Annotated in this window: 3 protein-coding genes; all 3 read left to right on the top strand. The window is 74.3% G+C overall.

Features of this window, described 5'->3' with window-relative positions; genetic code table 11:
* Positions 1-208: 208 nt before the first annotated feature.
* The gene (locus DVK44_RS35860; RefSeq protein ID WP_228447528.1) at positions 209-1,246 is read left to right on the top strand and encodes an ornithine cyclodeaminase family protein; all 1,038 of its coding nucleotides are present in this window, start codon (positions 209-211) and stop codon (positions 1,244-1,246) included.
* Positions 1,247-1,409: 163 nt separating this feature from the next.
* The gene (locus tag DVK44_RS35855; RefSeq protein ID WP_114664724.1) at positions 1,410-6,089 is read left to right on the top strand and encodes a non-ribosomal peptide synthetase; all 4,680 of its coding nucleotides are present in this window, start codon (positions 1,410-1,412) and stop codon (positions 6,087-6,089) included.
* A gap of 69 nt (positions 6,090-6,158) precedes the next feature.
* Positions 6,159-12,758: a type I polyketide synthase gene (locus DVK44_RS35850; protein WP_114664723.1), complete on the top strand. Its 6,600-nt coding sequence runs from the start codon at positions 6,159-6,161 to the stop codon at positions 12,756-12,758.
* The last annotated feature ends 3 nt before the right edge of the window (positions 12,759-12,761 follow it).

Genomic DNA, 12,761 nt, shown 5'->3' with positions numbered 1-12,761 from the left:
GCCCGGGACCAGGCCGGACAGGGGCCGCGGGCCGCCTCGCGGCTCCCGCGTCCGGTCCGGCGCGCGGCAGCCGGCCGACCCTAGTGAATTACTTAGACTTTCCGGGGTTCGCTGTCGCCGGGGCGAGCGCTGCGGCTACTTTTGAACGCACTGCGGGAGAGAGCAGCAGTACGCACGAATCAGCCCGCGCAGAAACACGGAGAAGTAATTGCACACCGTCATCCTGAGTGCCCCCGAAATTGCGCAGATACTCCGCAAAGTCGGCCGTGACGCATTTATGGACGAAATGATGGAGCGTCTGTCGGACGGCTTCCGTGCCCTGGGCGAGGGCCGGCTCGCCACCTCCCCGGCGCGCAGCGGCTTCGTCCGTGAGTCGAACGGAACGGGTGTCCTGGAGTGGATGCCGCACCACGCGCCCGGTGACAGCGCCACCCTCAAGGTGGTCGGCTACACCCCCTCCAACGCGGCGACCAGCGCGCTGCCCACCATCATCGGGACCGTCTCCCGTTACGACGACGCGACCGGACGGCTCACCGCCCTCGCCGACGCCGTGGTGCTCACCGCGCTGCGTACCGGCGCCGCGTCGGCGCTGGCCAGTTCGGTGCTCGCGCGGCGCGACAGCCGAGTGGTCGGCCTGATCGGTACCGGGGCCCAGGCGGTCAGCCAACTGCACGCGCTCAGCCGGGTGTTCGATATCGAGCGGGTCCTGGTGCACGACATCGACCGGGACAACGCCGACAGCTTCCTGATCCGGTCCAAGTTCCTCGGCCTCGATGTACGGACCGCCCCGCCGGAGACGATCGCCGCGCAGGCCGACATCATCTGCACGGCGACCACCACCGAGGTGGGCGCCGAACCGGTCTTCCCCGACCGGGACATGCTCGGACATGTCCATGTGAACGCGATCGGCGCCGACCTCCCGGGCAAGACCGAACTGCCCGTCGAACTGCTCCGCCGCGCCCTGGTCTGTCCGGACCATCGGGAGCAGGCCGTCAAGGAAGGCGAGTGCCAGCGGCTGGCCCCCGAGGAGATCGGGCCCGAACTGGCCACCCTGATCGCCGAGCCCGAGCGCGCGGAGGCGGCGCGGGACACCCCGACGGTCTTCGACTCCACCGGCTTCGCGCTGGAGGACCACATCGCCCTCGACGTGCTGCTCGGCTTCGCCGCCCAACTGGGCCTCGGCACGGCCATCGAGGTCGAGTACCACCCGAGCGACGCGCTCAACCCCTACCCCGACGAGGCGTAGCGGCTCCGGCCCGCGCCCGGGCCCCGCACCGGCCCCCGCGTACGGCCCCGCGTCCGGCTCCCGCATCCTTCCCGCTCCCCCACGATGCCGTGGCGGTGTGCCGGTGTGAGGCGAACGGTCGCCGCCGAGCCCGAGCCTCCGACACCGGTGAAAGGTGACCACGATGAACGACCACGCCGCCCGGACGCCGCGCCGACGCACCCCCGCCCCCGCGGGCCGCTCCGGGCGCGGGCGCGGCGGGCCCGTACCGGTGGACCGGAGCGGGGCGCTGGCGGCATCGTTCGCCCAGCGGCGCATGTGGTTCCTGGACCGGCTGATGCCCGACAACCCGTCCTACAACTGCCCGGTGGCCGAGCGGATCAGCGGCGCCTTCGATCCGGAGCTGTTCGCCGAGGCGCTGGCCGTCGTGGTGCGGCGGCACGAGTCGCTGCGTACGGTCATCACCGCCGAGGACGGCGTACCGGTGCAGGTGGTCCGTGACGGGTCGGACGTCGTCTGCCGTACGGTCGAGGCCGAGGGCGACGAGGAGACCCGGCTGGAGACCGCCCGGCGGATCGTACGGCAAGAGCTGCGCGAGCCGTTCGACCTCGGTACGGGTCCGCTGCTGCGCGCCGTGGTGGTCCGGCTGGCCGAGGACGACCATGTGGTCTGTCTCGTGCTGCATCATGTCTGCGTCGACGGCTGGTCGTTGGGGGTGCTGGTCTCCGAACTGTCCGCCGTGTACACGGCCCTGAGCGAGGGCCGGGCCCCGGCGCTGCCGCCGCTCGCCGTGCAGTACGCGGACTTCAGCGCGTGGGAGGCCGGGCGGCTGAGCGGGCGCCGGCTCACCAAGCAGGTCGGCTACTGGACCGAGCGGCTGAGCGGCATGCCGTCCACGTCCGGGCTCCGTACCGACCGGCCCCGGCCGAGCCGGCCGAACCACGAGGCCGACCGGCTCCAGTTCTCCGTACCGCCCGAACTGGTGCGACGGGCACGTGAGTTCGGCGCGGCCGAGGGCGCCACGCTCTACATGACCCTGCTGGCGGTGCTGGATGTCGTCCTCGCCAAGCATGTACGCGGCCAGGACATCGCGGTCGGCGCGCCGATCCTCAACCGCACCCGCGCCGAACTGGAGCCGCTGATCGGCTTCTTCGCCAACACGCTGGTCTTCCGTACCGATCTGTCCGGCGACCCGACCTTCCGGGAGCTGCTCGGCCGGGTCCGTACGGTCACCACCGGCGCCTACGGCCACTCGGAGCTGCCCTTCGAGCACATCGTCGAGTCGCTCCGGGTGGAGCGCGATCTGTCGCACAACCCGCTGGTGCAGCTGCTGTTCCAGCTCACCGGCGCCGCTCCCAACCGGTTCGTCCTCCCCGGTGCCCGCTGCGAGGAGTTCTCCTACGGCCTGATCTTCACCAGGATGGATCTGGAACTCCATCTCGTCGAGAACACCGGGGACGAGGGACTGACCGGGCATGTCATCTTCAGCAAGGAACTGTTCGACGCCGAGACCGTCGGGCTGCTGACACACCACTTCACGGTGGGCCTGGCGCAGGCGCTCGACGCCCCGGACCGGCCGGTCTCGGCGATCACCCTGCTCGACCGCCGCGAGCGGGAGAAGCTGCTCACCGACTGGCAGGGCGTACGGCTCGAACTGCCGGAGGCCCCGCTGCACGAGCTGTTCTCCGCGCAGGCGCGGCGTACCCCGGACGCGGTGGCGGTCGTGTCGGACGGGAACCGGCTCACCTACCGCGAGCTGGAGGAGCGCACCAACCGGCTGGCCCACCATCTGCGCGCGCTGGGCGCCGGCCCGGAGACCTTCGTCGGGCTGTGTGTGCGCCGCGGCTTCGGCATCGTCGAGGGCATGCTGGGTGTGCTCAAGTCGGGCGCGGCGTACGTGCCGATCGACCCGGCGCTGCCGGCCGCGCGGATCGAGTTCGTCCTCGCCGACACCGGGCTCACCCTGGTGGTGACCGACACGGAATCGGCCGCCGCGCTGCCCGGAACCGGTGGCGGTGACGGTGACGGTGACGGTGACGGCGGCGGTCCGGAGCGTGTCCTGGTGCATGTCGACCGGCCCGGCGCCTTCGCCGGGCTGCCCGCCGACCCGCCCGTGAGCGGGGCCGGTGTGACGAGCCTGGCCTATGTCATCTACACCTCGGGGTCGACCGGCGTGCCCAAGGGCATCCTCATGCCGCACCGGCCGATCGTGAACCTGGTGACCTGGCAGAAGACCGTGATGGCGGCGACGGAGGCCACCCGTACCGCCCAGTTCGCCGCGCTCGGCTTCGACATCAGCCTCCAGGAGGTCTTCTCCTCGCTGCTGTACGGCGAGTCGGTGTATCTGCCGCACGACGACATCCGCCGTGACGCCGCCGCGTTCGCCCGCTGGGTGGCCGACCACGGCATCAACCAGGTCTTCCTGCCGAACGTCATGGTGCAGGCGCTGTCCGAGGAGGCCGACCGGACCGGCGCCGTCCTGCCGGAGCTGCGCCAGCTGTCGCAGGCGGGCGAGCGGATCTCGCTCGACGCCCCGCTGCGCCGGCTGGCGGACCGGCATCCGGAGCTGCGGGTACACAACCACTACGGGCCGAGCGAGGCCCATGTCATCACGGCCTACACGTTCCCCCGGCGCAGCGAGGACTGGCCGCGGTCCGCGCCGGTCGGCCGCCCGGTGGCCAACACACTGCTGTACGTCGTGGACGAGAACCTCGAACCGGTGCCGACCGGCGCGCCGGGTGAGCTGTGTGTCGCGGGCGCCGGGCTGTCCCGGGGCTATCTCGGCCGGCCCGGACTCACCGACCGGCTGTTCGTGCCGAACCCGTTCGCCGAGGGCACCCGGATGTACCGTACCGGCGACCTGGTGCGGTGGCGCTGGGACGGGGATCTGGAGTTCCTGGGCCGGATCGACGACCAGGTGAAGGTGCGGGGCTTCCGGATCGAGCCCGGCGAGGTCCAGGCGGTGCTGGAGCGGCACGACCTGGTCCGGCAGGCGGTGGTGGTCGCGGTGGACGACGCGGCGGGCGTCAAGCGGCTGGTCGCCTATCTCACCACGCATCCCGGCGCGGGCGCGGGCGGCCAGGAACTCACCGAGGGGCTGCGCGCGCATGTGGGCGCGGGGCTGCCCGAGTACATGGTGCCTTCGGCGTTCGTCGTGCTCGACGCGCTGCCGCTGACCGCGGGCGGCAAGGTGGACCACGCGCGGCTGCCCGCGCCGCTGCTGCGCGGGGTGCTGGACGTGGACTACGTCGCGCCGCGCGGCCCCGAGGAGACCCGGCTGTGCGAGATCTTCGCCGAGCTGCTGGACGCGGGCAGTGTGGGCGCCGGGGACGACTTCTTCGCCCTCGGCGGCCACTCGCTGATCGCGGCGCGGATCATCGCCCGGATCAACGCCGAGTTCGGGGCGGAGCTGCCGCTGAGAGCGGTGTTCGACAACCGGACCCCCGCGACGCTCGGGGCGCTCGTGGCCCGTGCGTCGGCCGCCCGGCGGCCGTCCGCGCCCGCCCTGGCGCCGGCCGGGCACGACGGCCCGGTCCCCCTGTCGCTGTCGCAGGAGAACCTGTTCGTCTCGGACCCCGGCGCCGCCTCCGGGAGCACCTTCATCGTCCCGCCGCTGGTGCTCCGGCTCCGCGGCGAGCTGGACGCGGACGTCCTGCGGCGCTCGTTCGCGCTGCTGGCCGAGCGGCACTCGGCGGTACGGACGTCCTTCCGGGAGCAGGACGGACAGGTCGTCCAGACGGTGCGCGACGCCGGCGCCTTCGCCGTCGAGCTGGCCGATCTGACCGGGCTGCCGGCCGGCGCGCGCGAGGACCGCGCGCGGGAACTCGCCACGGCCGAGGTCTCCCGCGGCTTCGACCTCGCACATGACCCGCTGCTGCGGGTGAAGCTGCTGCGGCTGGCCGCGGACGACCACGTCCTGTCGGTCGTGCAGCACCATCTCACCTCCGACGGCTGGTCACAGGCGCTGCTGGTACGGGAGATCTCGGCGATCTACCCGGCGCTGCTGACGGGCGGCCGGCCCGCGCTGCCGCCGCTTCCGGTGCAGTACCGCGACTTCGCCTCCTGGGAGCGGGCCTCGACGGCGGGCGACGAGCTGGACCCGCACCGCGGGTACTGGGCGTCGCGGATCGAGCGGATGCGGCCCGTACGGCTGCCCACCGACCGGCCGCGCACCCCGGAGCGGGCCGGGCGCGGCCGGATGGTGTCCTGGCATGTCCCGGCGCGGACCGTACGGGCCGCGCGGGAGTTCAGCGGGCGTAACGGCGCGTCGCTGTTCATGACCATGCTGGCGGCGTTCACCGTGGTGCTGCGCCGGCGGACCGGTGTCGACGAGATCAGCGTCGGCACCCCGGTGGCCTGCCGCGACCGGGTCGAACTGGAGCCGCTGATCGGCTCGTTCGCCAAGCTGATCGCCGTACGGACGGAGCTGCGCGACGACCTCGCCTTCGAGGACGTGGTGGCGCGCGTACGCGACGGTGTCCTGGACGGCTCCGCCCATCAGGATCTGCCGCTGCTCGTGGCGATGCGGGAGCTCGACCCCGGCCGGGACCTGGCCGCCGACCCCGCCGTGCCGGTGCTCTTCCAGCTGGTGGACACGGAGCACGCCGCGCTGGTGCTGCCGGGCGTGGAGGCGACGGAGTTCGGCTTCGACTGGGAGTTCTCCACGCCGGTCGATCTGGCGGTCCATCTGCTTCCCGGCGAGAAGCCGGACGAGCTGGCCGGCTTCGCCGTCCTGAACCGCGACCTGTTCGACCCGGACACCGTGCTCGGTCTGCTCGACGAGACCGTACGGGTGCTGGAGCACGCCAGTGAGCGGCCCGGTGTGCTCGTCTCCGAACTCGTCACCCTCGTCACCCACGGCTGAGAGCCGCCGGGTGGCCGCCACCGGCCGGCCCGGTACCGTCCGTACCGCTTGTTAGGGAGTACACGCCAGATGGAGAACGAGGACAGGCTCCGCGACTACCTCAAGCGGGCCACCACCGACCTGCGCAGCACGCGGCGGCGCCTGCACGAGGCCGAGGAGCGGGAGCACGAGCCCGTCGCGATCATCGGGATGGGCTGCCGCTATCCCGGCGGTGTCGAGTCGCCGGAGGATCTGTGGCGGCTGCTGGAGCGGGGCGGTGACGCCGTGGTGGAGTTCCCGGCGGACCGGGGCTGGGACGTGGAGGCGCTCCACGACCCCGACCCGGAGCACATCGGCACCTCCATCACCCGGCACGGCGGTTTCCTCCAGGACGCCGCGGGCTTCGACCCGGCGTTCTTCGGGATCAGCCCGCGCGAGGCGCTGGCGATGGACCCGCAGCAGCGGCTGCTGCTGGAGACGTCCTGGGAGGCGTTCGAGCGCGCGGGCATCGACCCGGCGCGGGCCAGGGGCAGCCGGACCGGTGTGTTCGCGGGCGTCATGTACAACGACTACGCGACGCGCCTGCCGCAGCCGCCGGACGGGCTGGAGGGCTATCTCGGCAACGGCAGCGCGGGCAGTGTCGCGTCCGGCCGGATCGCGTACACGCTCGGCCTGGTCGGGCCCGCCGTGACGGTGGACACCGCGTGCTCGTCGTCGCTGGTGGCGCTGCATCTCGCGATGGCGGCGCTGCGCCGCGAGGAGTGCTCACTGGCGCTCGCGGGCGGCGCCACGTTCATGTCCACGCCGCGCACGTTCGTCGAGTACAGCAGGCAGCGCGCGCTGTCCGTGGACGGCCGCTGCAAGGCGTTCTCGGACGACGCCGACGGCACCGGCTGGGGCGAGGGCGTCGGAATGCTGCTGGTGGAGCGGCTGTCCGACGCACGGCGCAACGGCCATCCGGTGCTGGCGGTGGTACGCGGCTCGGCGGTCAACCAGGACGGCGCGTCGCACGGCCTGACCGCGCCCAACGGCCCGTCCCAGCAGGCGGTGATCTCCCAGGCGCTGGCGAACGCGCGGCTCACCCCGGAGCAGGTGGACGCGGTCGAGGCGCACGGCACCGGGACGACGCTGGGCGATCCCATCGAGGCGCAGGCGCTCATCGCCGCCTACGGCGCGGAGCGGACCGCGGACCGGCCGCTGTGGCTCGGTTCGCTCAAGTCGAACATCGGGCACGCCCAGGCGGCGGCCGGGGTCGGCGGTGTCATCAAGACGGTCATGGCGATACGGCACGGTGTGCTGCCGAAAACACTGCACATCGACAGGGCGAGCAGTCATGTCGACTGGTCGGCGGGGACCGTGGTGCCGCTGACCGAGAGCCGGCCGTGGCCGGAGACCGGCGCACCGCGCCGCGCCGGTGTGTCCTCGTTCGGTGTCAGCGGCACCAACGCCCATGTGATCCTCGAACAGGCGCCCTCCGCACCGGAGCCGGCGCCGGAGTCCGACGTGGAGTCCACCCCCGGGTCCGGGCCCCCGGCAACGCCCCCGCTCGTCGCCGGGGTGGTGCCGTGGGTGCTGTCGGCGAAGTCCGCCGCGTCGCTGCGCGGACAGGCGGAGCGGCTGCTCGCCTCGGTGCGCGAGCGGCCCGGCGTCCGGCCGGCCGACGTGGGCTGGTCGCTGGCGACCACCCGCGCCGGGTTCGAGCACCGCGCCGTGGTCACCGGCGCCGGCCGGGAGGAACTGCTGGCGGGGCTCTCGGCGCTCGCCGGGGGACACCCGGCGGCCCATGTGGTCTCGGGCCCCGCCGTCGCCGCGCCGGGCGTGGTGATGGTCTTCCCCGGCCAGGGCGCGCAGTGGGCCGCGATGGGGCGTGAACTGTACGCCGCGTCCCCGGTGTTCGCCGAGGGCATCGACGCGTGCGCCGCCGCCTTCGCGCCGCTGACGGACTGGGACCTGCGCGAGGCGGTGACCGGCGGCGTCTGGCCGCTGGAGCGGGTGGACGTCGTCCAGCCCGTGCTGTTCGCGGTGATGGTGTCACTGGCCGGGCTGTGGCGGGCGGCGGGCATCCGGCCCGCCGCGGTCATCGGCCACTCGCAGGGCGAGATCGCCGCGGCCCATGTGGCCGGGGCGCTGTCCCTGGCCGACGCGGCCCGTGTCGTCGTGCTGCGCGGCCAGGCCCTCACCGCGCTCTCCGGCGCGGGCGGCATGCTCTCCGTACCGCTGGCCGAGGACGAGGTCGCCGGACATCTGGACCGGTATCCCGGTCTGGGGATCGCCGCCGTGAACGGCCCGGCGCAGACCGTGGTGTCCGGGGACGCCGACGCGCTGGCGGAGCTGCACGGCGAGCTGACCGGGTCCGGGGTGCGGTCACGGATGATCCCGGTCGACTACGCCTCGCACAGCCCGCAGGTCGACCGGGTGCGCGAGCGGATCCTCGCCGATCTGGCGGAGGTCCGGCCGCGCTCCTCCTCCGTCCGGTTCTTCTCCACCCTGACCGGCGAACCGCTGGACACCGCCGGGCTGACGGCGGAGTACTGGTACCGCAACCTCCGTGAGCCGGTGCTCTTCGCACGGGCCCACGAGGCCGCCCTGGCCGCCGGGTACGGGGTGTTCGCCGAGGTGAGCCCGCATCCGGTGCTCGTCCCGGCCATGGTGGACTCCATCGCGCGGGCCGGCCGCGACGCCGTGGCCTTCGGCACGCTGCGCCGTGACGAGCCCGCCGCCGAACGGTTCGTCCAGGCGGTGGCCCGCGCCCAGGTGGCGGGCGTGGACCCGGACTGGCCGGCGGTGCTCGGCTCCGGCGACCCGGTGCCCCTGCCGACCTACGCCTTCGACCGCGCGCGTTACTGGCTCGAACCCGACCCCGGCAGCGCCCACGACGTCACCGGCGCCGGACAGACACCGACCGGGCATCCGCTGCTGGGCGCGGTGATCGACTCCCCCGACGGCACCACCACCCTCACCGGCCGGCTGTCGCTGTCGGCCCATCCCTGGCTGGCCGACCACACCGTCGCCGGGACCGTGGTCGTTCCCGGCACGGCCGTGCTGGAGATGGCCGGCCGCGCCGCCGACCACCTCGGCAGCGGCCGGATCGCCGAACTCGTGCTCCAGGCACCCCTGGTGCTCCCCGCGCGGGGCGCCGTACAGCTGCGCGTCGTCGTCGGCGCACGCGCAGACGACGACGCGCCCACGGACGACGGCGGGCGCCGGCTGACGGTCCACTCCCGTCCGGAACCCGTACGGCAGGACGACAGCGGCGCGTGGACCCTGCACGCGACCGGCGCGCTGGCGTCCGCGCCGGGAACGGCCGGCCCGCCGCTGGGCCCCTGGCCGCCCGCGGGCGCCGCGCCGGTGGACATCTCCGGGGTGTACGAGCGGCTGGCCGAGCGGGAGCTGCGCTACGGCCCGGTGTTCCAGGGGCTGCGCGCGGCCTGGCGCGACGGCCGCACGCTCTACGCCGAGGTCGCCCTCCCCGAGGGGCAGCACGCGGCGGCGGACACGTACACGCTGCACCCCGCGCTCCTCGACGCGGCGTTGCATGTCCTGGCCACCGCGGGCGACGGCGGCGAGGGGTTCACCGTGGGACTGCCGTTCTCCTGGGAAGGGGTACGGGTCGCCGCGACGGGCGCGCGGACGCTGCGGGTCCGGCTCGTGCTCCGGGGCCGGGACGCGCTGTCGGTGGAGGTGTTCGACACCGACGGCGGGCCGGTCGCCACGGTCGACTCGCTGACGGTGCGCCCGCTGTCCGCCGCGGCCATCACGGCGGCGGGAGCCGCCGCGGCGGGCCGGGGAACGCGCGACTCGCTGTTCACCACCGACTGGGTGACGGCCGAACCGGGCGACGTGGACCGGTCGTTGTCCTGGACCGTCCTGGAGGGCTCCGGCCGGATCGGCGCCGTCCTGCGTGAACAAGGTGTACGGGCGGCCTCGGTGGCCGGCCCCGACGCCTTCTTCGACGCCCTCGGCACCGGGCCGGTCCCCGATGTCGTCGTCTGGCCCCACCGGTCCGTGGCGGAGGCCGCCGGCCCGGCGCCGGACGTGCCCGCCGCCGTACGCGCGTCACTGGCCGAGGCGCTGTCGCTGACGCGGCGGTGGCTGGCCGATCCCCGGCTCGGCCGGTCCCGGCTGCTGGTGCTGACCCGGGGCGGTGTGAGCGTCCGGGACGACGACCCCGCGGGTCTGGAGGCGGCGCCACTGTGGGGAATGCTGCGCTCCGCGCAGGCGGAGCACCCCGACCGGCTGTCACTGGTCGACGCCGGTCCCGCGCACCCGACCGACGTCGGTCCCACCGACCTCGCCGGGCTGCCGCTCGCGGTCGCGGCCGGGGAGCCGCAGGTGGCGCTGCGCGGCGACGCGGTCCTCGTACCGCGTCTGGTGCGGGCCGCGCCGGACACCGCGATCGCCCTTCCCCGCGAGCCGGACTGGCGGCTCGGTGTGCGCCGCGCGGGCACCATCGACGATCTCGACGCCGTGCCCAACGACGCGGCGCGGCGCCCGCTGGCCGCCGGGGAGGTCCGGCTGCGGGTGCGCGCCGCCGGGCTGAACTTCCGCGATGTGCTGGTGACGCTCGACATGCGCGGCGGCGAGACCAACATGGGCGGTGAGGCCGCGGGCGTGGTGACCGAGATCGGCGCCGGTGTCTCCGGCCTTCGGGTGGGCGACCGGGTGGTGGGGGTGGTCGAGGACTCGTTCAGCCCGGTGGCGGTGGCCGACCGGCGGATGCTCGTCCCCCTCCCCGACGGCTGGTCGTACACCGGGGCGGCGGCCGTCCCGGTGGTGTTCCTCACCGCGTACTACGGTCTGCGGGACCTCGCCGAACTGAAGCCCGGCGAGAGGGTGCTCGTGCACGCGGGCACCGGCGGCGTCGGCATGGCCGCCGTACAGCTGGCCCGCGATCTGGGCGCCGAGGTGTTCGCGACCGCGAGCGAGAGCAAGTGGGACACCCTGCGGGCGATGGGCCTGCCGGACACCCATATCGCGTCGTCGCGCACCACCGGCTTCGAGGAGGCGTTCCTGCGCGCCACCGGCGGCCGGGGCGTCGATGTGGTGCTGAACTCGCTGACCGGTGAGTTCATCGACGCGTCGCTGCGGCTGCTGGGGCCCGGCGGCCGGTTCATCGAGATCGGCAAGCGCGACATCCGCGACGCCGGCGAGGTGGCGGCCGGCCGGCCCGGTGTCTTCTACCGGGCATTCGACCTGCTGGAGGCCGGGCCCGAACGGATCGGCGAGATGCTGGCCGCGGTCCTGGCGCTGTTCGCGCGCGGCGCGGTCGGGCCGCTGCCGGTACGGGTGTGGCCCGCGGGCCGGGCGCGCGAGGCGTTCCGGCACCTCAGCCGGGCCCGTCACACCGGCAAGGTGGTCATCACCCTGCCCGAGCCGCCGCTGTCGTCCGGCACGGTGCTGGTGACCGGCGGGGCGGGCCATCTGGGCGCACTGGTGGCGCGGCACGCGGCGGCGGCCGGGGCCGGGCAGGTGCTGGTGGTGAGCCGGAGCGGCGCCGCCGCCCCGGGCGCCGAGGAGCTGCGCGCGGACCTGGCGGCCCTCGGGACCCGGCTGACGTTCGCCGCGTGCGACGCGGCGGACCGTGACGCGCTGGCGGCCGTCGTCCGGGACATCCCGGCGGACCTGCCGCTGCGGTCGGTGGTGCACGCGGCCGGGGTGCTCGACGACGGGGTGCTGGAGTCGCTGACCCCCGGCCGGATCGACACCGTACTCCGGCCGAAGGTGGACGCCGCCTGGAATCTGCACGAGCTGACGCGCGGTCTCGACCTGGACGCGTTCGTGCTGTTCTCGTCCGCCTCGGGGGTCACCGGGAACGCCGGACAGGCGTCGTACGCGGCGGCGAACGTCTTCCTCGACACACTGGCCCGGCACCGCAGGCGGCTGGGCCTGCCCGGGGTGTCGCTGGCGTGGGGGCTGTGGGCGCGCGACAGCGGTATGACCGGCCATCTGGGCGGGACGGATCTGGCCCGGATGGCCAGGACCGGGGTGCTCGGGCTGTCCGACGAACACGGGATCGCCCTGTTCGACGCGGCGCTGGCGCTGGATCTGCCGGTGGCGGTGCCGCTGCGCCTCGACGTGGCGGCGCTGAGCGCCTCCGAACCGGCCCCGCTGTGGCGGTCGTTGGTCCGGGCCCCGGCCCGCCGCCCGGTGCGGGCGGGGGCGGCGCAGGCCCCGTCGGCCCTGGTGGACCGGCTGGCGTCGCTGCCGGCCGAGCGGCGCGGCCAGGTGCTCGCAGGTCTGGTACGGGCCGAGGCCGCCGTGGTGCTGGGCCACGGCGATCCGCGCGCGATGGGCGACGACCTGCCGTTCCGCGATCTCGGCTTCGACTCCCTGACCGCGGTCGAGCTGCGCAACCGGCTGACGACGCTGAGCGGTGTCACGCTCAGCGCGACCGCGGTGTTCGACCATCCGACCGTCGCGGCGCTGACCGGGCATCTGCTCGGCGCGATGCTGCCCGACGACGACAGGACCGGGCGGGATCTCTCCGAGGACGCCGACGAGGCCGCGCTGCGCCGCCGGATCGACACCGTACCGATCGCGCGGCTGCGGGAGTCCGGCCTGCTGGACGCCCTGCTGCGGCTGGCCGGATCCCCGTCCGGCCCCGCCCCCGCCGCGGCCGACCGGGCCGCCGAAATCGACACCATGGACATCGCCGAGCTGGTCCGGGCGGCGTCCGCGCTGGAGGAGTGACCC

It is taken from the genome of Streptomyces paludis, from assembly GCF_003344965.1.
GTDB lineage: Bacteria > Actinomycetota > Actinomycetes > Streptomycetales > Streptomycetaceae > Streptomyces > Streptomyces paludis.
This window is presented reverse-complemented; position numbering and strand designations above follow the sequence as displayed.

Coding starts and splice junctions, on each gene's coding strand:
- DVK44_RS35855 (WP_114664724.1), top strand. CDS start 1,410: ATGAACGACCACGCCGCCCGGACGCCGCGCCGACGCACCCCCGCCCCC.
- DVK44_RS35850 (WP_114664723.1), top strand. CDS start 6,159: ATGGAGAACGAGGACAGGCTCCGCGACTACCTCAAGCGGGCCACCACC.